The sequence below is a fragment of the Paenarthrobacter aromaticivorans genome, assembly GCF_019038615.1.
GTDB classification, from domain to species: domain Bacteria; phylum Actinomycetota; class Actinomycetes; order Actinomycetales; family Micrococcaceae; genus Arthrobacter; species Arthrobacter aromaticivorans.
In genome coordinates this window covers 200,371-222,632 of record NZ_JAHOPC010000008.1, presented here as the reverse complement: position 1 = coordinate 222,632, position 22,262 = coordinate 200,371, and the positions used below count along the sequence as shown (strand labels likewise).

At 61.0% G+C, this 22,262-nt stretch carries 19 protein-coding genes; 6 read left to right on the top strand and 13 right to left on the bottom strand.

The features are described 5' to 3' along the window. Nucleotides 1–7: 7 nt before the first annotated feature. The 3 genes from ctaC to KSW38_RS14475 form a co-directional block, all read right to left on the bottom strand. Nucleotides 8–880, bottom strand: a complete 873-nt coding sequence (gene ctaC / locus KSW38_RS14485) for an aa3-type cytochrome oxidase subunit II (RefSeq protein WP_216925610.1) — start codon at nucleotides 878–880, stop codon at nucleotides 8–10. Nucleotides 881–1,062: 182 nt separating this feature from the next. Next, on the bottom strand, nucleotides 1,063–1,452 hold the full coding sequence (locus KSW38_RS14480) for a HesB/IscA family protein (protein ID WP_216925609.1): 390 nt from the start codon (nucleotides 1,450–1,452) through the stop codon (nucleotides 1,063–1,065). Nucleotides 1,453–1,651: 199 nt separating this feature from the next. Continuing rightward, a complete protein-coding gene (locus KSW38_RS14475; protein ID WP_216925608.1) occupies nucleotides 1,652–3,124 on the bottom strand; it encodes a dipeptidase in 1,473 nt (490 codons plus the stop codon). 118 nt (nucleotides 3,125–3,242) lie between these two features. Here KSW38_RS14475 and KSW38_RS14470 point away from each other — a divergent pair, with 118 nt between their 5' ends. Continuing rightward, a complete protein-coding gene (locus KSW38_RS14470; RefSeq protein WP_216925658.1) occupies nucleotides 3,243–3,836 on the top strand; it encodes a DUF3043 domain-containing protein in 594 nt (197 codons plus the stop codon). A 122-nt stretch (nucleotides 3,837–3,958) separates the two neighbouring features. On the opposite strand, the gene KSW38_RS14465 is transcribed toward KSW38_RS14470, so the two are convergent. Next, nucleotides 3,959–5,041: a quinone-dependent dihydroorotate dehydrogenase gene (locus KSW38_RS14465; protein ID WP_216925607.1), complete on the bottom strand. Its 1,083-nt coding sequence runs from the start codon at nucleotides 5,039–5,041 to the stop codon at nucleotides 3,959–3,961. Nucleotides 5,042–5,109: 68 nt separating this feature from the next. Here KSW38_RS14465 and KSW38_RS14460 point away from each other — a divergent pair, with 68 nt between their 5' ends. From KSW38_RS14460 to KSW38_RS14450, 3 genes are read left to right on the top strand one after another with little or no spacing between them, the layout of a single operon-like run. After that, nucleotides 5,110–6,789: an FAD-binding dehydrogenase gene (locus KSW38_RS14460; protein ID WP_216925606.1), complete on the top strand. Its 1,680-nt coding sequence runs from the start codon at nucleotides 5,110–5,112 to the stop codon at nucleotides 6,787–6,789. Nucleotides 6,790–6,798: 9 nt separating this feature from the next. Next, nucleotides 6,799–7,806, top strand: a complete 1,008-nt coding sequence (locus tag KSW38_RS14455; RefSeq protein WP_216925605.1) for an alpha/beta hydrolase — start codon at nucleotides 6,799–6,801, stop codon at nucleotides 7,804–7,806. Continuing rightward, nucleotides 7,803–8,876 carry an alpha/beta hydrolase gene (locus tag KSW38_RS14450; RefSeq protein WP_216925604.1) on the top strand — a complete coding sequence of 358 codons (1,074 nt, stop codon included), beginning with the start codon at nucleotides 7,803–7,805 and terminating at the stop codon, nucleotides 8,874–8,876. The genes KSW38_RS14455 and KSW38_RS14450 overlap by 4 nt, the downstream gene beginning before the upstream one ends. A gap of 15 nt (nucleotides 8,877–8,891) precedes the next feature. On the opposite strand, the gene KSW38_RS14445 is transcribed toward KSW38_RS14450, so the two are convergent. The 3 genes from KSW38_RS14445 to leuA form a co-directional block, all read right to left on the bottom strand. Beyond that, nucleotides 8,892–9,716: an isoprenyl transferase gene (locus KSW38_RS14445; protein WP_216925603.1), complete on the bottom strand. Its 825-nt coding sequence runs from the start codon at nucleotides 9,714–9,716 to the stop codon at nucleotides 8,892–8,894. Between the two features lie 2 nt (nucleotides 9,717–9,718). After that, nucleotides 9,719–10,474, bottom strand: coding sequence for a DNA repair protein RecO (recO, locus tag KSW38_RS14440; protein WP_216925602.1), 756 nt, complete (start codon nucleotides 10,472–10,474; stop codon nucleotides 9,719–9,721). Nucleotides 10,475–10,560: 86 nt separating this feature from the next. Then, complete coding sequence (gene leuA, locus KSW38_RS14435) at nucleotides 10,561–12,300, bottom strand: 2-isopropylmalate synthase (RefSeq protein WP_216925601.1); 1,740 nt, start codon at nucleotides 12,298–12,300, stop codon at nucleotides 10,561–10,563. A gap of 251 nt (nucleotides 12,301–12,551) precedes the next feature. Here leuA and KSW38_RS14430 point away from each other — a divergent pair, with 251 nt between their 5' ends. Continuing rightward, a complete protein-coding gene (locus KSW38_RS14430; protein ID WP_216925600.1) occupies nucleotides 12,552–14,504 on the top strand; it encodes a M13 family metallopeptidase in 1,953 nt (650 codons plus the stop codon). A gap of 142 nt (nucleotides 14,505–14,646) precedes the next feature. On the opposite strand, the gene KSW38_RS14425 is transcribed toward KSW38_RS14430, so the two are convergent. From KSW38_RS14425 to KSW38_RS14405, 5 genes are all read right to left on the bottom strand, one after another. Next, on the bottom strand, nucleotides 14,647–16,218 hold the full coding sequence (locus tag KSW38_RS14425; protein ID WP_216925599.1) for an LCP family protein: 1,572 nt from the start codon (nucleotides 16,216–16,218) through the stop codon (nucleotides 14,647–14,649). Nucleotides 16,219–16,322: 104 nt separating this feature from the next. Further along, nucleotides 16,323–17,318 (bottom strand): GTPase Era, encoded by a 996-nt coding sequence (gene era, locus KSW38_RS14420; protein ID WP_254186498.1) that lies wholly within the window; start codon nucleotides 17,316–17,318, stop codon nucleotides 16,323–16,325. Next, a complete protein-coding gene (locus tag KSW38_RS14415) occupies nucleotides 17,269–18,600 on the bottom strand; it encodes a hemolysin family protein (RefSeq protein WP_216925597.1) in 1,332 nt (443 codons plus the stop codon). Before KSW38_RS14415 ends, era begins: the two co-directional genes overlap by 50 nt. Continuing rightward, a complete protein-coding gene (gene ybeY / locus KSW38_RS14410) occupies nucleotides 18,597–19,070 on the bottom strand; it encodes an rRNA maturation RNase YbeY (protein WP_216925596.1) in 474 nt (157 codons plus the stop codon). The genes KSW38_RS14415 and ybeY overlap by 4 nt, the downstream gene beginning before the upstream one ends. Further along, on the bottom strand, nucleotides 19,067–20,152 hold the full coding sequence (locus KSW38_RS14405; RefSeq protein ID WP_216925595.1) for a PhoH family protein: 1,086 nt from the start codon (nucleotides 20,150–20,152) through the stop codon (nucleotides 19,067–19,069). The genes ybeY and KSW38_RS14405 overlap by 4 nt, the downstream gene beginning before the upstream one ends. 419 nt (nucleotides 20,153–20,571) lie before the next feature. Between KSW38_RS14405 and KSW38_RS14400 the strand changes: the two genes are divergently transcribed. Beyond that, nucleotides 20,572–21,444, top strand: coding sequence for a GerMN domain-containing protein (locus KSW38_RS14400; RefSeq protein WP_216925657.1), 873 nt, complete (start codon nucleotides 20,572–20,574; stop codon nucleotides 21,442–21,444). Between the two features lie 44 nt (nucleotides 21,445–21,488). Here the strand turns inward: KSW38_RS14400 and KSW38_RS14395 are convergent, their stop codons facing one another. Beyond that, entirely contained in the window at nucleotides 21,489–22,262 is a 774-nt protein-coding gene (locus tag KSW38_RS14395; protein ID WP_216925594.1) for a 16S rRNA (uracil(1498)-N(3))-methyltransferase, read from the bottom strand.

The following is a 22,262-nucleotide window of genomic DNA, read 5'->3' as shown; positions in this document are numbered from 1 at the left end:
GCTCCCCTTACTTGGTTTCGATCAGGTCCGGGTTGCGGTCGTATTCCGCACCGAGCAGGCCCGTGTTGCCGTCCTGGCGAAGCTTGTCCATGTGGTCCTGGAATTCAGACTCGGAGACAACCTTGACGCGGAACAGCATTTCGGAGTGGTATTCACCGCAGAGTTCGGCGCACTTGCCATCGAAAGTGCCCTCCTTGGTAGGAGTGAACCTGATGTAGTTGGTCTTGCCGGGGATCATGTCCCGCTTCTGCAGGAAGGCCGGAACCCAGAAAGAGTGGATGACATCGCGGGAGTTAAGCTCCAGGTCAACGGACTTGCCAACGGGCAAGTACAGCGTTGGGAGCAGGTCCTTATTGACCTCGTTGCCGGTCAGGTGGGCCTGAACGCCGGCCTCGTGGAGGTCTTCGTTAATGACCTCGCCCTTTTTGTAGTTGAAGTCCCAAGCCCACTGCTTGCCGCGGACGTCAACGACGACGTCTGCCGGCTGCGAGCGGTCATCGATCGCGCGCTGGTCCTGGTCGGTGAAGTAGAAGAACACCAGCACCATGAACAGCGGAATGGTCAGATAGAAGACCTCAAGCGGCAGGTTGTAGCTGAGCTGCTTCGGGAAACCCGTGGTGCCCTTACGGCGGCGGTAAGCGATGATGCACCAGACCAGAAGGCCCCACGTGATGATACCGACTGCCAAGGCGGCGATCCATGAGTTGACCCAGAGGTCCATGATCCGGTCAGTGTGGTTGGTCGTGCCGCGCTCAGTTGGCAGCCAACCCTTCTCTACCTCTGGTGAACATCCGGTCAAAACCAACGCGCTGGCTAGTGCCAAGCCAGTGATCGAGGTGATCTTTATGCGTCGGCTGCCGGTTCGGTTCTGCGAACTCACAGACGGCCCTTCCTCTTGTTGCTGTCTCCCGGCAGGCCAAAGGCCACCGGGCACACTAAAAGTTTTACTACCCGATGTAGAGCTTACCGCTATGAAGCGGTTTTCGCGCACATGTCGGCGCCGTGGCTCCGAATGCATTGGAACGCATGCAGAGGGGCGCCGACATGCGGCGATAGCTCACGTCAGTGGAACGAGTCGCCGCAAGCGCAAGACCCGCCGGCGTTCGGGTTATCAATGGTGAAGCCCTGCTTCGAGATGGTGTCCTCAAAGTCGATACTGGCCCCACTCAGGTATGGGACGCTCATCTTGTCTACTACCACTTCAACGCCGTCGTAGTCGCGGACGGCGTCGCCGTCGAGAAGGCGCTCGTCGAAGTAGAGCTGGTAGATCAAGCCGGAGCAGCCGCCCGGCTGGACTGCAACACGCAGACGCAGATCGGTGCGCCCTTCCTGTTCGAGGAGGCTGCGGACCTTGCCTGCTGCGACATCGGTCAGATTGACCTCGTGCGTGGGAAGCTCCTCGTCGGGGACGAGCTGTGCTCCGGTGCTGTTTTCGTTGGTTGCAGTGCTCATTGGCCTACCTTCTTATGACGCTCCTGGCGGCGGCGCCGGAACGCAGCCTGCCCTTACCCAATTACGTACGGGTTATAGCTCCATGCTACGTCGCGCAGACGCTGAGCTATAACTCCTGACGTAACCACAGACTGCAATTACTTGTTCCCGGCGTGCCTGGCGTTGCAGGAAGACAGCCGGAAATCCAACAGCATGCTGCTTAGCGGTCCAAGCCTTCGGCGTTAAGCCGCGCCAGCATCAGCGACTCCGCCAGCACTGCATGACGGAAATCGCCGATGTGCAATGATTCATTGGCACTGTGGGCCCGGGAATCAGGATCTTCGACGCCGGTGACCAGGATCTGGACATCGGGATACACCTCAGTCAGGTCGGCAATGAACGGGATGGAGCCGCCGATTCCCATTTCCACCGGCTGGACTCCCCAGGCCTCCCCCAAGGCCCAGAGCGCAACCCTGGCAGCTGCTGATGAGGTATCGGTCGCAAAGGCATTGCCCCGCTCCCCCGGCGTGAATGTTACTTCGGCGCCGAATGGTGCGTGGGACTCAACGTGGTTTCGCAAAGCCTCCATGGCGGCGTCGGGATCCTGCCCAGGGGCCAGGCGCATGCTGAATTTGGCCCGGGCTGCGGGAATGAGCGTATTTGAGGCAACGGCAACGGCGGGAACATCCATGCCGATAATGGACAATGCCGGCTTGGTCCACAAACGTGAACCGATTGTTCCGCTTCCGGCGAGTTTGACGCCGTCGAGCACTGACGCGTCGGCGCGGTATTCGGCCTCCGTCAGGTCAACCGCAACGTCGTCATTTCCAACGAGGCCGGCCACAGCCACATTTCCTTCGTGGTCGTGGAGGGTCGCGATGAGGCGGGACAGCAGGGTCGGGGCGTCCAGCACCGGCCCACCGTACATTCCCGAATGCACCGCGTGCTCCAGCACGCGGACTTCGAAGGTGCCATCCACGAGCCCGCGCAGGCTGGTGGTCAAGGCCGGAATGCCGACCTTCCAGTTGCTGGAGTCCGCCACCACGATGACATCGGAGCGGAGAAGCTCGCGATGTTCCTCAAGGAATGTCCTGAAGGTGGGCGAGCCCGCTTCTTCCTCGCCTTCAAAGAAGAAAGTCACGCCGAGGCCAAACTCGTCACCCAGGACCTTCGTCGCAGCAGCGTAAGCCGCCATATGGGCCATGATGCCGGCTTTATCGTCAGCCGCGCCGCGACCATAGAGCCGGCCTTCCCGCTCCTCCGCGATGAAAGGCTCGGAGGCCCATAGTGTCCGGTCACCTGGAGGCTGGACGTCGTGGTGCGCGTACAAGAGAATCGTGGGCTTACCGTCGCGGGCCGGACGGCGCGCGACGACGGCGGGGCCGCCGGGCGTGCCATCCGATTTGTCACAGCGCAGAATTCGGACATCGTCCATTCCCGCGGCCCTTACCAAGGACGCGACAGCTTCGGCGCTGCGATCCAGTTCGGCGGGGTCGAAGCTTGGCCACGCAATTCCCGGGATACTGACGAGGTCCTTCAAGGAGCCAAGAGTCGCGCTAAATGATTCATCTACTGCTTTAGCCAAAGCGTCCACAACTTCGGAGTGGATGGCCTCGTTCGACGACGGGCGCTCAGTGCTGTGGCCGGAGTTCCGTCGCTGATTCTGCGGGATCTCCGCATGTTCTGATGTCATGCCCAAACTTTACAGCCGACCACGGGAAGGCGAAGGAAGGCGCGATGGGCTCCCACGCGGGAAGAAGACCACCGACGTCCGTAATCTTCGCCACCTTCCTGCGGGGTATTCTGTATGGGTGTTCGGACGCAAAAAGGAAGAGCCCAGCGCTCAAGCAGTAGTAGACCAGGCCCATGCCGCCGCCCAGGAGCCGGGTGCCGGAAAGGGCGCCCCTACGCCGAAGCGGAAGGACCAGGAGGCCGCCCGCAAGCGCCCCTTGGTGCCCACTGACCGCAAAGCTTCGAAGGAGGCCGAACGCGTCGCGGTTCAGGACCAGCGGCAGAAGATGCGGCAGGCGTTGGACACGGGCGACGAAAAGTACCTCCCGCTGAGGGACAAAGGCCCCCAGAAACGCTTCGTTAGGGATTACGTCGACGCCCGATTCAGCCTGGGTGAATACCTGATGTTTGGCGCCTTGCTCTTCGTGGTGATCTCGTTGATTGTCCCAGCCACCAGTTCACAGATCACCTACGTCCTGGTTGGATTCTGGATCATGTTCCTGGCTGTCATTGTGGATGCCTTCATCCTCTCGCGCAAGCTGCGCAAGCGCTTGGGCGAAAAGTTCGGCGACGTCGAGCGAGGCGCAGTCTGGTACGGATGCATGCGCGCGCTGCAGTTCCGCAAGCTTCGCCTCCCCAAGCCACAGGTCAAGCGCGGCCAATACCCCTCCTAGCGCCACGCCAAAGAGGCCCCAACCCACTACTTACACGAAGACCCCGGACCATTGGTCCGGGGTCTTTGTGTTACGGGGTCTTCGTGTTACGGGGTCCTCGTATTGGGTCCTGCTTGGAAGCCTTAGACCAGCGCGCCGCGCTTACGGATCTTGACGAGGCCCTTGTTGATGCGTGACGCCCAGAACGGGCCCTCATAAAGGAACGCAGTGTAGCCCTGCACCAAGGTTGCCCCTGCATTCAAACGGTCCTGGACATCCTGGGCTGACTCCACGCCGCCCACGGCAATGAGTACGAGCTGATCCCCCACGGCGTCCTTGAGTCGTCGCAGCACCTCCAGTGATCGCTGCTTCAACGGGGCACCTGAAAGCCCACCGGCTCCCAGTGATCCAACCTTCGCAGCATCAGTGACGAGGCCGTCCCGGGCAATGGTGGTGTTGGTTGCGATGATGCCGTCCAGCTTGAGGTCAAGCGCAAGCCGGGCGACGTCGTCGATGTCCTCATTGCTCAGGTCAGGCGCAATCTTGACGAGGAGGGGAACGTGGCGACCAGCAGCTTCATCTGCGGCATCCCCCACGGCCCGGAGCAGCGGCCGAAGAGTTTCCACGTTCTGGAGCAGCCGAAGTCCCGGTGTGTTGGGCGAACTGACGTTGACCACCAGGTAGTCCGCGGCGGGAGCGAGGCTCCGGGCGCTGACGAGGTAGTCTTCTGTGGCCTCATCCAGCTCAACAACTTTCGTCTTGCCGATGTTGACACCAATAACGGGCCGCACATCGGCATGCAGGCGCTGAAGTGCAGCTTTCGCCGACTTGAGCCGCGGAGCCACTGCTGCTGCACCGTCGTTGTTGAAGCCCATCCGGTTGATAACGGCGCGGTCCTCAATCAATCGAAACAGACGCGGCTTTTCGTTGCCCGGCTGCGCCTGCCCGGTGATGGTTCCGACCTCCACATGGCCAAACCCAAGATCGGCCAGTGCTTCGATTCCGTGACCTTCCTTGTCAAAGCCGGCCGCGAGGCCGAAGGGAGAGGGGAACGTCAACCCAAAAGCCTCCGTTCGAAGGGACGCATCCGGAGCTGTGATCCTGGCTAGGACCCGGCCTGCACCGGTGCGGTGTGCCGCGCGGATCGCTTGAAAGCCGATCTTGTGGGCTTTCTCGGCATCCATCCAGGAGAAGGCGAGCTTGAAGAAGGTGGGGTAAACACGCATGGTCCTAGTTTTCCGGTTTACCGACAACACACCAAACCCGTGACCTTGCCTGCGGCTAGCATGTACGCATGCCGCTACAAGATCGTGATGCAGATCATGGGAATCGAATCCTCGCCGACGTCGTCGTTGTAGGTGCAGGGCTGTCCGGACTGGTAGCGGCGGCAACCGCCTACGCGGCAGGCAAGCGCGTGGCGATCCTGGACCAGGAACCAGCGGCATCGCTGGGTGGACAGGCGCATTGGTCCTTCGGGGGCTTGTTCATGGTTGACACCCCGGAGCAGCGCCGGCTGGGTGTCAGGGATAGCGCTGAATTGGCGCTCTCGGACTGGATGGCCTCCGCAGGCTTTGACCGGCAACACGATGCGATGGCGCGGCAGTGGGCCGAAGCATATGTCCAGTTTGCGGCCGGTGAGAAGCGCGCCTGGTTGAAGAGCCTCGATGTCGGCATCTTCCCTCTGGTGCAATGGGCAGAACGCGGGGGTTATGGTCCCCAGGGACATGGAAACACAGTTCCGCGATTCCACGTTACGTGGGGAACTGGCCCCGCCCTCCTGGAGCCGTTCTTAGCAAAGGTACAGGAAGGCGTCCAGGCCGGAAGGGTATCGCTGCACTTCCGGCATAGGGCTACTTCATTAACGACGACGGCCGGCCGGGTGGCGGGCGTCACGGGCCAGATACTGGAACCCTCGACGGCGGTGCGCGGCCAAGCGTCCTCGCGATCCGCCGTCGGGGATTTCGAGGCCAGGGCCGGCGCTGTCGTAGTGACCACCGGCGGCATCGGCGGCAATCACGAGACCGTGCGTCGGCAATGGCCGGGCAACGCTGCACCGTTGGACATGCTCAGCGGAGTTCCCGCTTCAGTGGATGGTGATTTCCTTCCTGTAGCGGAATCCCTCGGTGCATCGTTGGTGAACGGAGACCGCATGTGGCACTACCCCGAAGGAATCCACAACTACGATCCGGTGTGGCCCAAGCACGGCATCCGCATCCTTCCCGGTCCGTCATCCCTGTGGTTGGATGCGGATGGGCAACAGTTGCCGGCGCCTCTATTTCCGGGTTTCGATTCCCTTGGCGCGCTTCGGCACATCGTCGCCACCGGTCACAGCTATTCGTGGTTCGTCCTGAATCGCACCATTGCCCTCAAGGAACTAGCGCTGTCCGGATCCGAGCAGAACCCGGACCTGACCGGGAGGGACGTGTCACTGCTCGTTTCGCGACTGAAACCAGGCAGCGATACTCCCATACAACGCTTCCTGGACAAAGGCATCGATTTCATTCAGGGATCCTCGCCTCATGACCTTGCCGGAAAAATGAACGCACTCGCTGGAAATCAACTGGTCAGCGCTGACCACTTGGACGCGCTGGTGCGCGCCCGCGACCTTCAAGTGGCCAGCGGGCTGGGCAAGGACCCCCAATTGGCTGCTATCCGCGCGGCCCGCCGTTTTGCCACTGACAAACTGATGCGCGTGGCTCCCCCACACCGCCTGGCGGATCCTGCCCACGGACCACTCATTGCCATCAGGCTGTCCGTCCTCACAAGGAAGAGTTTGGGAGGGCTGCAGACTGACCTCCGATCCCGGGTCCTGGACCAGGAAGACCGGGCGATCCCGGGCCTTTACGCAGCCGGTGAAGCGGCGGGCTTCGGCGGAGGCGGTATCCACGGGTACAGGGCACTGGAAGGCACCTTCCTGGGTGGATGTCTTTTCACGGGCAGGGCCGCGGGACGCCATGCAGCGGCGAGTGTCTAAGCTGAAGGCATGGATTGGTCGACCGACATACTGGGAATGGACTTCCAGTCATGCGCCTTGGACGTGGAAGGACCTGACGGTGTGGTGCGCCGTGCGACCCTTGTCCGCCACCGGCCTGAGTCGGCCACTCACGACGGCCAAGCCCCGCAAGGTGCGTTGCTGTTCCTGCACGGCTGGAGCGACTACTTCTTCAACGTGGAACTTGCCAGGTTTTGGGCAGGGCACGGTTACGAATTCTATGCATTGGACATGCATAACCATGGACGGAGCCTGACTTCAGGTTCGCCAGGCGGTTACGTGGCCAACCTTGGCGACTACGACGCCGAAATAAGCCGCGCCATCGAGGTCATCCGCAGCGACAGCCCGGGATCCCGCCTCAACGGCGTTGCACTGATGGGCCATTCCACCGGCGGCCTCATCGCGGCGCTGTGGACGAGCAAACACCAAGGCCAAGTTCAATACCTGATCCTGAACAGCCCCTGGCTTGAGATGCACGGCAACTCGATCGTACGGCGTGCCGCACAAGCCATGGTGGGACCCATTGCCAGAGTCCGGCCCGAGATGGTCTTAAGGCTGCCGGAGCGTGGATTCTACTTCCGTAGCATCAGCAATACCGCCGAAGGCGAATGGCCGCTGGATGAAAAGTACCGGCCACCCCTGGCCTTTCCCGTCAGGGCCGGTTGGCTTAGCGCCGTCCTGGCCGGCCACTCACAGGTTGCACGCGGCCTGGACCTGGACATCCCGGTCCTGGTTCTGACATCGGCAGCCAGCGCCAACGGAATGGTGTGGCAGGAGTCCATGCGGCGTTCGGATGCTGTACTGGACGTCGGGATCATCGCTTTGCGTGCCATGGCCTTGGGGCGCAGCGTGACTCTGGAAAGAGTGGATGGCGGGCTGCATGATGTCTTCCTGTCCGCACCCAACGTCCGGGCCGATGCCTACGCGAGGCTTTCACGATGGATTCGCGGATATATGGAAAGTGACTTGCCGCAGGTACGGCAGGAAGGGGACACATGACCACCACTGAAGAATCGGTATCCCTGTGGCAACCTGACATCCTGGGCGCCGGATACGAGCGTCTGGAACTCCCCCTTTCTCCTGACGAGGAGGGCCCTGTCAAGGCAACACTCATCAGGCATGCCCCGCCCGTCACAGCTTCAACTCCTCACGGCATCCTTGATTTCTTCTCCACCTTCACGCAACGCAGGCGACGTGCGGCGTCAGTGGATCCCACGGGGGCGCCACGAGTGGTTCTCTACCTGCACGGCTGGGCTGACTACTTCCTCCAGACCGAACTGGCCGAGTACCTGACGGCGTCCGGCTTTCATTTCTATGCGCTGGACCTACGGAAATTTGGGCGGAGCCTGTTACCTGGCCAGACGCCCGGATACACAACCGATCTGGCTGTCTACGACGAAGACATCGAAGCAGCCTTACTGGAGATCGAACGAGACGTTGTGGCCCGGACCAACAGTCCAGCGTCGCCAACCATTCATATGCTCGCGCACTCCTTGGGAGGTCTGATTGCTTCTTTGTGGGCGGACCGCCATCCAGGCAGGATCGGGACACTTGTCCTGAACTCGCCTTGGCTGGAGCTCCAGGGCAGCAGCCTGGTTCGCAGCATCGCCATGCACCTGGTGGAGCCCTTCGCGCGAACGGACCCCAAGCGTCCGTTCAGGTTCCCTGAGATGCCTGCGTACTGGGAGAGCGTCAGCAACCAGGCCCATGGCGAGTGGCCGCTGGATCCCATCTGGCGTCCGCGCGCCTCATTCCCCATCCGCGCCGGTTGGACAAAGGCAGTGCTTGCCGGCCATAAAACGGTAGAGCGAAAACTCAACATCGATGCTCCGGTACTGGTCCTTTTATCGGGCCGGACCCGGATCCAGGCGGAATGGACGTCAGACCTCATGAGGGCCGATGCCGTGATCGACGTCGAGGAGACGTCCCGGCGCGCGCTGGGCTTGGGCAGGCGAACGGCTGTGTTCCGCTACCCAGGGGCGCTGCACGACATCTTCTTGTCGCGGAGGACCATCCGTCAACAGGCGTACCATGACGTGTCGGTCTGGCTTTCGTCCTACCCGTATTGAAGTAGCAGGCCCATGCTAATTTGCGGCCGGGGCTGCGTCGACTGCCCCGCCGTAGCGGCGATCCCGCTTGGCGTAAATCTCGACGGCGTCCCAAAGGGTGCGCCTGTCTACGTCCGGCCACAACGTGTCCATGAAGACGAATTCGGCATATGCGGACTGCCACAGCAGGAAGTTTGACAACCTCTGCTCCCCGGAACTGCGCAGGAAGAGGTCCACGTCGGGAAGGTCGGGCTCGTCCAGGTACTTCTGGATGGTCTTTTCCGTCACCGATCCCGGCTTGAGTCGCCCGGCGGCAACATCCTCGGCTATGGCCGAGACGGCGTCGGCGATTTCTGCCCGGCCACCATAGTTAACACACATGGTCAACGTGCAGGTGTCATTGGCCTTGGTGAATTCCTCGGCCTCTTCAAGCTCACGGATCACCGAGCCCCAAAGCCTGGGTCGGCGACCGGCCCAGCGGATCCGGACCCCCCATTCATCGAGCTGGTTCCGTTGGCGACGTAGCACGTCCTTGTTAAATCCCATCAGGAAGCGGACTTCCTCCGGGGATCGTCGCCAATTCTCGGTGGAAAACGCATACACGCTAACGTACTTGATGCCTAGTTCAATGGCTCCGGCCATAACGTCCAGCAGTGCCGGCTCGCCGGCCTTGTGCCCCTCAATTCGTGGCAATCCCCGCTGGTTGGCCCAACGCCCATTGCCATCCATGACAATCGCTACATGCTGCGGAATAAGTTCACTTGGAATATTGGGCGGAACGGCACCTGAAGGATGTCCATAAGGGGCCACTACGGGCGAAGTCCGTGTCCGGGTTGTCTTGCTTTTCTTTCCAAGTGCCACAGTCAGCTTCGCTCCACATGTTTGAGTGATTTCAAGGCGCGTTCCAAATGCCATTGCAGGTAACTGGCCACCAGTCCAGCTGCTTCGCGTCGATGCCGCGAATCCGAGGCGTCAGCGACGCTCCAATCCCCGGTGAGGAGGGCTCCGAGCAAAACCACGGTTTCCGGCGCCGGGGCCGGTGAGCCAGGAGGGCGGCAATCGCCACACACCATTCCACCCAGTGGTGCGGCAAAGGCCGTGTGCAGCCCGGGCTTGCCGCACCGGGCGCAATCAGTAAAGCTCGGCGCCCATCCACCAGTGGCCAACGCGCGCAGGAGATAGGAGTCCAGGATAAGTTCTGGAGCATGGTCCGAGCGGCTGAGCGCCGCCAAGGCACCCACCAGGAGGTTGTACTGGGCAGTGCCGGATTCGGCGTCCGCGTCCGTAAGCTTCTCGGCCGTCTCCGTCATGGCAGCAGCTACAGTGAAGCGGCCATAGTCCGCTGCAATGCTGCTCCCATAGGCGCCTTTGGCAACAGCCTGGGTGACGATATCCAGAGTTCGGCCAGAGATAAGCTGCAAGTCGGCCACCATGAACGGTTCCAGCCGGGCCCCGAAACGGCTGGTGGTCCTCCGCACACCTTTTGCGACCGCACGGACTTGCCCATGATGCTTGGTCAGCAGGGTAATGATTCGATCTGCCTCGCCCAACTTATGGGTGCGGAGCACAACGGCATCGTCCCGGTAGGACCGTGCTGCAAATGAGGAGGGATTGGCCACAACTAATCTTCGCACTAAGCCGGTTGCCAAGAAGGACACAAGACCGTGTGGTGACGGTATTTTCCCGTCACCACACGGTCCAGGCGTTAGGCCCGGGCGTCCCGAACTGCCCGGTTTACGGCAGAGATGAGTGCCTTGAGTGAGGAAGTAGTGGTGCTGGGATCGATTCCCACGCCCCAGAGGACACGTTCGCCCACCGCGCACTCAACATAAGCAGCCGCACTTGCGCTGCCGCCCTCTGACAATGCGTGTTCACTGTAGTCGAGCACCCGGACATCAACGCCGTCGTGGTGCAGGATGTCCAGGAGCGCGGCGATTGGACCATTACCGTGGCCCGTCCTGCGCACCTCCACGCCATCAATCCGCAGGTTCGCGTTCATGGTCATGGCGCCGGACTCGTCCGTTTCGGTGCTTACGCTGCCCAAGGAGTACCGGCCCCACTGGGCTTGTTCCTCATCGGAGGGCAGGTATTCGTCCTGGAAGATCTGCCAGAGCTGCGCTCCGCTGACCTCGCCACCAACAGCGTCTGTCCGGCGCTGGATGACGCCGGAGAATTCAATCTGGGCGCGCCGCGGGAGGTCGAGGTTGTGCTCGTTCTTCAGCAGGTATGCGACGCCGCCCTTGCCGGACTGCGAGTTGACCCGGATGACAGCTTCATAGCTTCGGCCCAGGTCCTTGGGATCAATAGGCAGGTACGGAACCTGCCAGGTGAAGTCGTCCACGGGCACGCCCGCCGCTGCAGCATCCTTCTCCAGTGCTTCGAAGCCCTTCTTGATGGCGTCCTGGTGCGAGCCGGAAAAGGCAGTGAAGACGAGATCGCCACCATAGGGCGAACGTTCGGGAACCGGCAACTGGTTGCAGTACTCAACCGTGCGGCGGATCTCGTCGATGTCGGAGAAGTCGATCATGGGGTCCACGCCCTGGACAAACATGTTCAGGCCCAGGGTGACGAGGTCAACGTTTCCTGTGCGCTCCCCATTGCCGAACAGGCAGCCCTCAATGCGGTCTGCTCCGGCCAGATAGCCGAGCTCCGCGGCAGCAACGCCGGTACCGCGATCGTTGTGCGGGTGCAGCGAAATGATGATGCCGTCGCGGGGATGCAGATTGCGGTGCATCCACTCAATGGAGTCGGCGTAAACGTTCGGAGTAGCCATCTCCACCGTGGCAGGCAGGTTGATAATGACCTGCTTGTCCGCTGATGCTTCAAAAACATCTGCAATCGCGTTGCAAACCCGGGCTGCATACTCCAGCTCGGTTCCGGTGAACGACTCCGGAGAGTACTCGTAGGTGATGTGGGTATCGGTCAGCGTCTCTTCATACTTCTTGCACAGGCGGGCACCCTGCAGGGCGATATCAAGGATGCCATCCTCGTCCTGGTTGAAGACGACCCGGCGCTGCAGCACAGAAGTGGAGTTGTACAGGTGCACGATCGCCTGCTTGGCACCCACCAAGGACTCATAGGTCCGTTCGATCAGGTGTTCACGCGCCTGGGTGAGGACCTGAATAGTGACGTCGTCCGGAATATGGCCGCCTTCGATCAGCTGCCGAACGAAATCAAAGTCGGTCTGGGATGCGGAGGGGAACCCAACCTCGATCTCCTTGAATCCCATGTTGACCAGCAGCTGGAACATCTTCAGCTTGCGCGCCGGGCTCATGGGATCGATCAGCGCCTGGTTGCCATCGCGCAGGTCCACTGCACACCAGCGTGGAGCCTTGGTGATGACTTTGTCCGGCCAAGTGCGATCCGGAACTTCGACAGTGATCTGGTCCTGGAAGGGCAGGTAGCGGTGAATCGGCATACCGGAGGGCTTTTGTGCATTACGCATGTCGTGTTGGCCTTTTCTCTAAGATCTAAATGAAAGCTTAGCCGGGCACAACTAAACTCCGCGGCGAGGGTGGCCCAGCTTTCAGATAGCTTTCAGGCCTCGCCGCGGCAGCTAAGAAGAAGCATTCCCGCACGCACAAGTTCACAGTAACACGGTGCGTATGATGACATTGCAACACCTCATGCAACGTCCACTATGCAGACGCAGCGACGGTGGCAACGCCGGCTGCAGCGTCCATTCAAGGAGCCACAGTGCCACAGTCGGGGATCACTCTTTCCAACATCGATCACAGCGTCCGGCCGCAGGACGATCTCTACCAGCACGTCAACGGTGCATGGCTGAACAGCACGACGATCCCTGACGACCGCCCGCTGGAAGGCACCTTCACCGCTCTGCGGGACGAGGCAGAACTGGCTGTCAAGGCGATCATCGAGGAAGCCGCGAACAAGGGATCATCAGCCTCCGGCATCGAACAGAAGGTCGGCGGACTTTACGCGAGCTTCATGGATGAGGCCGCGGCCGAGGCCAAAGGACTCGAACCCTTGCAGGACCGACTCAAGGAAGTCCAGTCCGTGGGTTCTGCAGAGGAATTTGCGGCGTTGCTGGGCCGGCTCTTCCGGTGCGACGTGTCCGGTTTGTTCTCCATCTACCCGGCACCCGACGCCGGAAACCCGGAGCGGATTCTTCTGTACATAGGCCAAGGCGGCCTCGGCCTCCCGGACGAGTCCTACTATCGCGATGAAAAGTTTGCGCCGATTGTGGCTGCCTACGGTGAATACATCGCCAAGTTGTTCGGCCTCGCCGGGGTTGCAGACGCAGAAGCCGCTGCTGGCCGCATCGTTGCTTTGGAAAAGGCCCTCGCATCCCACCACTGGGACAACGTCACCCTTCGGGATCCCCAAAAGACGTACAACTTGAAAACTGCGGAAGAAGCAGCGAAGCTGTTCCCCCTCTTGGATACCTGGTTTGACGCCGGCCGCGTCGATGCCGGCAAACGCGGCGAGATCGTGGTCAGCACGCCGGACTTCTTTGACGGCGCGGCGGCGCTTCTGGAATCGGAACCCCTTGCCGTCTGGAAGGAATGGCTGACCCTGAGGGTGCTCAGCTCTGCTGCCCCTTATCTGTCCTCGGAGTTTGTGGACACGAACTTCGACTTCTACGGGACTGCCCTCAGTGGCACGCCACAGAACAAGGAGCGTTGGAAGCGCGGTGTGGCCGTCGTCGAAGCAGCACTTGGCGAGGCAGTGGGCCAAATCTACGTGGAGCGCCATTTCCCTGAGGGACATAAGGCCAGAATGCAGACCCTCGTGGGCAACCTGATCGCGGCCTACCGCGAAAGCATTTCTTCCCTTGAGTGGATGGGTGAGGACACCAAGGCCGAAGCCCTAAAGAAGCTGGACGCGTTCCGCCCCAAGATTGGTTTCCCTGAGAAATGGATCGACTACTCCGCCGTTGAGATCGACCCCAATGACCTCCTGGGTAACGTTGAGCGGGCGCATGACGCCGACGTCGATCGCCACCTGGATGAAATCGGCAAGCCGGTGGACTTGGACAAGTGGCTCATGACGCCACAGACCGTGAACGCCTACTATCACCCGATGCTGAACGAAATCGTGTTTCCGGCCGCTATCCTCCAGCCGCCGTTCTTCACGGCAGAAGCAGACGACGCCGTGAACTACGGCGGCATTGGTGCTGTGATCGGACATGAGATCGGGCATGGATTCGATGACCAGGGATCCCAATTCGACGGAAGCGGAGCCCTCCGCAATTGGTGGACAGAAGAGGACAGGACGGCCTTCGAAGCCCGCACGGCAAAGTTGGTTGCCCAGTTCGACGCCCTATCCCCCTACGCGGCACCTGACCACAAGGTCAACGGCAAACTGACCCTGGGTGAGAACATCGGCGACCTGGGCGGCCTCACCATTGCGTATAAGGCCTACTTGCTCAGCCTCGATGGTGCCGAGCCTGAGGTCCTGGATGGTTTCACAGGCCAGCAGCGGTTCTTCATGTCCTGGGCTGCCGGCTGGCGCCAGGTGATCCGCACCGAAGAAGCGATCCGCAGGCTTGCTACCGATCCACACTCCCCCAACGAGTTCCGCACCAATGCCATTGCCCGGAATCTCGACGCCTTCCACGAAACATTCCAGGTCAAGGATCAAGACCGGATGTGGATGGCACCTGAGGACCGAGTCAGCATCTGGTAGAGGTACTACAACGAATGGCCGGCCCCTGGATAACCCGGGGTCCGGCCATTCGTCTTTGGTCCCGCCTTGGCGCCATTGCGCCGTGCCAACTGCCACTGCGTGATGCCAAGCTGACTGCTACTGCGTTATGCCGCGCCGACTGCTACTGCGTGATGTAGAGCGGGTTCACCTGTTGGCAGACTGCTTCTTTGGCCGTCTGGTTGACCACATCGGGCGGAACCGAGGCCGCCCCATAGGCTGTCCCCGTTGCGAAGTCCGTACCCACGTAGAGCTGCACGCCCGAAACTCCCCGGGCTTGCTGAACCTGTGCCGCCGGGATGCCGAACAGCGTGGCGACGTCCGTAGCAACATCAGCAAAGTCCGGACCGTAGTAGACCACGGTTTTCTCCACTGGGTTTGCCAAATATGACACTGACTGTGTAAATCCATTGCCGGTCAAGGTCGCCAGGATTTCCTGTGCCCTGGTCCCAACTCCGCTGCCGTTGGCGACCGCCACTGGCTGGATGGCTTTGTTATAAGCCGGGACTGGAGGGGCAGCGGTGGTAGGCGCCGCCGAAGGTGTTCCGTCCCCGGGCGCTGTTGGAGCCGGGCTTGAGGTTGCTCCGGGATTTGTCAGGTCCAGATCGGCGCGGAGGGCTGCGAAGAGCTGTGATGCCTGGGGCTCAACGAGCTCCAACCGGTTGGGGTCCACTGCAGCGGGCTGGGTGGGGACAGCGACGAACGCGACCTTGGACACATCGATGTCCTTCAGCCTTCCACCAATCGTCAACAGCGATGGCACCGACGCCAAGCCCTCATCGACGGTCAGGTTTTGCGTGACGACATCAGCGATCTGCAGCAGCCTTTGCGGGTTGCCGAGCGTGCCGTCGGCCTTCAGCTTCCGCGTCAGTGATGACAGAAATGCCTGCTGGCCCTTGATCCTGCCCAGATCGCCACCGTCGCCGAAGGCATGCCGGGTACGCAGGAACGCCAGTGCCTGCTCGCCTTCGACCTGGGAATTGCCCTTCGCCAAACGAAGACCGGAGTCGGGATCAAAGACGGGATCACTGACGCACACATCCACGCCTCCGACAGCCTTGGAGAGTTCCTTGACCGCGTTGAAGTCGGCCATCATGAAGTGATCTATTTCCAGGCCGGTGAGCTTGTTGATGGTGTCCACAGCGCAGCCTATTCCGGCTTCTGCCATGGCTTCGTTGATCATCACGCCGCTCCGCGCGGGGAACGTCTGGTTGTTGGTATGGTCCGTGCACTGGGGTACATCGACCAGGAGGTCACGCGGGAAACTCATGACGCTGACCCGTTTATTGTCCGCAGAAATGTCCAGCAGCATCATGACATCCGAGTGGCCGTAGCCCGTGGAATCGTCCGCGTTGCCGTACTGGGAGTTTTTCCCATCACGGGTATCTGACCCGAGGATGAGAATCTGCAGGCGGTCCGATTTGTCATTGACCACGGCATCACTGCTATCGCGTGATTCGGCAGCGGAAAGCGGGGCCTTGGTGATGTTGGTCTGTAGCCGGATAAACCAGAAGGCTGCAAAAGCAACGCCGGCAACGAGAGCCACCGATACGAGGCCGGTAACGATCTTTAGCCACAACGGGAGCCCCTTGGGCGCGTTCATGTGGCGCGGGGTTCCCTCGGGGTCCTCCCCATGGCGCGCCGCATCGGGAGCAGCGGTGCCGGGGCCCAGCGGGCGGGCGTCACGACGTCGCACTATTCGGTTACCTTTCCTCAAACACGTGGATCCCCGCAATCATAGTGGCCGATTCTGGGAAGTTCCTTATCGGGTCCAAGCCACGCCGTTGCCGTGACGCCGGGTCAGAAGCCAAGTTTTACCAATTGCTTGGGATCCCGCTGCCAGTCTTTGGCAACCTTGACATGCAAATCCAGGTAGATCCTGGTTCCCAGGAGCGTCTCGATTCCCTTACGCGCGTTGGTGCCGACTTCCCTCAGCCTGCTGCCACCCTTACCGATGATGATGGCTTTTTGGGAAGGCCGCTCCACGTAAAGATTGACGCGGACGTCCAACAAGGGATTGTCCTCCGTACGTCCTTCACGGGGCACGATTTCCTCAACGACCACGGCAAGCGAGTGGGGAAGTTCATCCCGGACACCTTCGAGTGCGGCTTCGCGGATGAGTTCGGCAATCATGACGGCCTCGGGCTCGTCGGTCAGTTCGCCATCCGGGTAAAGAGGGGGCGACGGAGGCATGTGCCCGATCAGTACGTCGGCAACAGTGGATACCTGGAAACCATCGGCGGCAGAAACGGGAACGATATCTGCCCAGCCTTGTTCTCCTAGGACTTCGCGACCCAAGGCAGCAACTGCGAGCAACTGTTCCGTCAGTGCCTGCCGGTCCACCAGGTCAGTCTTTGTCACAATGGCAACGATGGGCTTGCGGCCCACGGCAGCCAACTGAGCGGCGATGTACTTATCGCCGGGACCAATTTTCTCGTTGGCCGGCAAGCAGAAGCCGATAGCGTCCACCTCGGACAACGTGTCAGCCACGAGGTCGTTGAGTCGCTTTCCCAGTAGCGTGCGGGGCCGGTGGAGGCCAGGCGTATCAACCAGGATCAGTTGTGCATCTTCGCGGTGGACGATGCCACGAATCGTGTGGCGCGTGGTCTGCGGTTTGGCCGAGGTAATGGCCACCTTCTGCCCCACCAACGCATTTGTCAGAGTGGACTTACCCGCGTTGGGGCGGCCAACAAGGACCGAGAATCCGGCGTGGAAGCCACCGAAATCGTCATCGGCGTCGAATTTCTTATTTTGCTTGCTCACGTGGAACTCCCTGTTGCGTTGTGTCTGCCTCATCGAGAAGGTCTTCAAAGTCAGTGTCTTCCTTTGGCATGGCTGCCGCAATGATGTGGCTGACCCGGTTTCGGCGACCCTCAAGCCTATCTGCCTTTAGGGACACACCGTTCACTTCAACCGAGCTCCCAACGATCGGAACCTGGCCGAGAGCCTTGGCAAGGAGGCCTCCAACGGTGTCCACTTCGTCGTCGTCGAGGTCGATATCGAACAGCTCCCCGAGGTCATCAATGCTCATGCGGGCACTCACCCGGTAGGTTCCGTCTCCGAGGTCCACCGCTTCTTCCGCCGCGGCATCGTACTCGTCAACGATCTCTCCTACGATTTCCTCAATGAGATCCTCCAAAGTCACCAGGCCCGCTGTGCCGCCGTACTCATCGATAACGATGGCCACGTGGGTTGATTCCTTCTGCAGTTCTTTCAAGAGGTCGCTCACGGGCTTGGATTCCGGAACGTACCGAACATCCCGGGCGAGAGAATCGACGTCGTGCGGTTGCAGTCCGGGTTCGCCTCGATGCATCGCCGCAGCAACGTCCTTGAGATACAGAATGCCGCGGATCTGGTCCGTGTTCTCGCCAATGACCGGTATCCGGGAGTAGCCGGAGCGAAGGAAAAGGGCCATGGCCGCTTCAAGGTCCGAGCCCGTCCCAATGCTGACGATGTCCGTGCGCGGAACCATGACCGAGCGAACCAAGGTATCGCCGAAGTCAAAGACTGAGTGGATAAGCTCTGCTTCGTTGTCTTCGATCATGTCCGATTCTGCCGCCCGGTCCACGAACTCGCGGAATTCTTCCTCGCTGACAAACGCGTCATCACCGCCGGGGGCCCCGGGCGCGACTGCGCTCCCCAACGCGACCAGCCAGCCGGGAATCGGTCCGAGGATCCAGCAAAGGAACCTGATCAGCGGCGCGGTAAAGCGGACAATGGGACCGGAATGGGCGCGTCCCAACTGCCGGGGCGAGACGCCAACCAACACGAATCCGATGACGGCCATGATGCCAGTCGCCGCCAGGCCGGCAAGCCACACGTTGTCCAGCAAACTGTGCATGACGACAGCGACCGCGACCGCTGCCGCCATCTCGAACCACACCCGCCAGAACCGCAGGGCACGCATGTGTGCGACGGGGTTCTTGAGGATGCTCGCCAAGGCCTTGCCCTTGCTGCGGACTACCGATTGTTCAGCTTCGTGCCGGGGCAGGAAATTGAACGCAGCCTCAGCTGCGGTCAGCAAGGCCACGAAACTGAGGAAAACCAGTGCCATGCCGACCAGGATGAGCGAGGTCACTGCATGGTCTCCATGGGGGCATCCTTGCCCAGGAACTCAGACAGCAACTCACGCTGCAAACCAAACATTTCTTCCTTTTCCTCCGGTTCGGCGTGGTCGAAACCAAGCAGGTGGAGGATGCCGTGCGTGGCGAGCAACAGCATTTCGTCCTGGGTGGTGTGTCCGGCGTTCCGCGCCTGCACCTCGGCCACCTGGGGGCAAATGGCGATGTCTCCGAGCATTCCCTGCGGCGTGGGTTTATCGGGCGTGCCCGGCGTCAACTCGTCCATGGGCACCGAGAGCACATCCGTGGCCCCTGGTTCGTCCATAAGCTCGATATGCAGCTTCTCCATGGCGGGTTCATCCACCAGGAGGATGGACAGCTCAGCCTGCGGATGGATGTAGAGGCGCTCGAAGATGAACCGCGACAATGTCACCAGTTGGGCTTCGTCCACGTCCACACCGGATTCGTTGTTGATTTCAATGCTCATTTTCGTTCTCCACGTTTGTGATGTGTGCCGGCAACCCCATCCGTACGGTGCGCGTCATCCCACCTGCTGTAGGCGGAGACGATGTCTGCAACCAAACGGTGCCGGACGACGTCCGCAGCCTCCAGGATGGAGAAATTGACGTCATCGATCCCACTGAGGATTTCCCGTACGATCCGGAGTCCGGAGGTGGAGCCAAAAGGCAGGTCGATCTGCGTTACGTCTCCTGTAACAACCATCTTGGAACCGAATCCGAGGCGGGTCAGGAACATCTTCATTTGTTCAGGGGTGGTGTTCTGGGCCTCGTCCAGGATGATGAAGGCGTCGTTGAGCGTCCGGCCACGCATGTAGGCCAACGGTGCGACTTCAATGGTGCCGGCAGCCATGAGCCGGGGAATGGACTCGGGATCCATCATGTCGTGCAAGGCGTCGTAAAGCGGACGCAGGTAGGGATCGATCTTGTCGCTCAGCGTTCCCGGCAGGAAGCCCAGCCGCTCCCCCGCCTCAACAGCGGGCCTGGTCAGGATGATCCGGCTTACTTCCTTGAGTTGCAGGGCCTGCACGGCCTTGGCCATGGCGAGGTAGGTCTTGCCAGTACCTGCCGGGCCGATACCGAAGATCACTGTGTTCGCATCGATGGCGTCCACATAGTTCTTCTGGTTCAAGGTCTTGGGCCGGATGGTTTTGCCACGACTCGAGAGAATGTTGTGGGTGAGGACATCCACGGGATTCTGGACTGACTGTGTCCTCAGGAGGGAAACGAGCTGCTGGAGGACATCAGGGGTAACGACGGTCCCCCTCGCCACCAGTCCGCGGACCTCCTCAAGGAGGCGCATGATGCGCGGTATGACCGTGGACGGACCGGACATGGACAATTCATTGCCGCGAACGTGGAAGTTGACGTCCGGGAACTGCTCCTCGATGTAGCGCAGGGCTTCGTCATGGCTGCCCAATGAGTGAACCATCTGATCGGAGTTGTCGAACGTGACGATTTCCGTGCGCGTGCCCGGTAAGGTGTGCGGGAACTCTGTGGTGGCTGGGTTCCCGTTTCCGGTCCGCAGCCGCCCATTCAGGGATTCACTCATAGTGGTGGCCGTACGGCCTCTTCTCCTCTGGTCGGATAACAGTTGGTCCATCGTTTCGACAATGGGACTGGCTCAACCGCCAGGCCATATGCCGGAATGCCTTCAATCCTACGCCAGCCCGGCAGACCGCGGGCGTTTGCCCGCGCATCCTCCCCTGAGGGCTCCGTCGGCTGCGACATTGTCTCAACTCGGCATCAAGCGGGTATCAATCCTGTTTCAGTTGCCGCCAGTACCCACAAACCCGGCAAGCCGCCGTCGACGATATGCCAAGCTGGCTGGAGCGGGTAGTGAGACTACGCCCGTTGGACGGGCCGGCGACAACCACCGGCCGTAAAGGCAAGGAAACCCCCATCGCGCAGTCAGTAAGCCATCAGCCCGGCGGGCGAAAGCGGAAAAAGTCCGCCGTCGCAGCGCCTGCGATGCTTGCTGTCCTTTTGCTCACCGGCTGTATCGCCAACGGTGGACCCACCCAAGCTACCTCCAGTGCGCCACCAGTCAGCGTCCAGGAAGCTCCGGCCAGCAATGCTCCCTTGGAGACCACCCAGGCGTCCACCAAGATCCCGGTCTACTGGATTGGCCGCAGCAAAGAAGATGTCTACCTGTACCGCGAATTCAGGGACATCTCCGGCGACGGAAACCCCGTCACCACAGCGCTGCGGATCATGATGGCTGATAAGCCGTTGGACCACGACTTCTTCACTCCTTGGCAGGACCCAGGCAGCCTGGCAACATCCATTTCGGGCAAGAACGTGATCACAGTTGATATTTCGCGGGATGCCTTCAATTCCAACCTTGATGCAGGTATGGCGCAGCGCGCTGTGCAGCAGCTGGTCTACACGGCCACCGCAGCGGCATCGTCATCGGGCCTGATCAACTCAGGGCAGCAGATCCAAGTGGTCATCCTGGTGGACGGTCACACGGATTTCATGGCGTTCGGCCAGGTGCGGCTCGGTCAACCGATGGCCAGGGACGCTTCCTTGGTGGCGCCACTATGGATCATCGATCCGCAGGAGGACACTTCGCTCCCTGCGGGGGCAGTTAAGTTCAATGGCCGCAGCACTGACAGCTCCAAGCCCGTCAGCTGGCAGATCCTCCGGGACAACGGCAATGGCGAAAAGGCAAGCCTCCTGACCGGCCAGACAAAAGCCACAGGAGAGCCGGGGCAATTCGGCGTCTTCTCGTTCAGCGCGACCCTGAAACCAGGGAAATACGAATTGCGCGTATCCCAGGTCCAGGACTCCGGGCAAGCAGACACATCCACCATGGATACGCGCCTTTTCAGCGTCGGCTAGACCCAGCGCCCGCTAAGGTAGCTTCAGCTGCCAGGCCGCACGGCCTACCAGCGACCCAGGACGTCGGAGGCGAGTACGACGGCGGCGGGTCCCGCCGTCGAGGACCTCAGGACATGGTGGCCCAAGAGAGCCGTAACCGCCCCGGCGTCGCTGAGGCGGGTTACCTCGCGCGGCGAGATGCCGCCTTCCGGCCCCACGATCAAGAGGACTTCACGCGGCGAGTCCAGCCCGCCGCCCTCAGCCACGATCGGCGCTTCAAGGACGGTGCGCAAAGGGTTCTTGGCGTCCTCGTGAAGGATCACAGCCAGATCCGCGGCAGCAACAGCCTTTGCCAAAGCCGCGGAATCCAGGATAGGACGCACCTCCGGTATCCACGCCCGGCGGGCCTGTTTCGCCGCGGCAGTGACCACAGACTGCCACTTCGTGTGGGCCTTCGCAGCGCGATCCCCCTTCCAGCGGACGATGGATCGCTCAGCCTGCCATGGGATCACTGCGTCTATGCCCAGTTCGGTGGCCGTCTCAATGGCCAACTCGTCGCGGTCACCCTTGGCTAAAGCTTGGACAAGCACCAAACGCACGTCCGGCTGGTCTTCGAAAATCACACCGGACGCCATGACGGACAAACTTCCAGGTCCGACCTCTGCCACCGTGCCTGTCAGGCGGGCTCCTGCGCCGTCGGCAATGTCCACAGCCTCACCGACAGTGAGTCTCTTCACCGTGACAGCATGCCGGGCTTCTGGACCGTCGATGACGAACAACGCGCCCGGCTCAACACCATGCAGGCTCCCGGCGGGCGTGAAGAAAACGGGGTTGCTCAC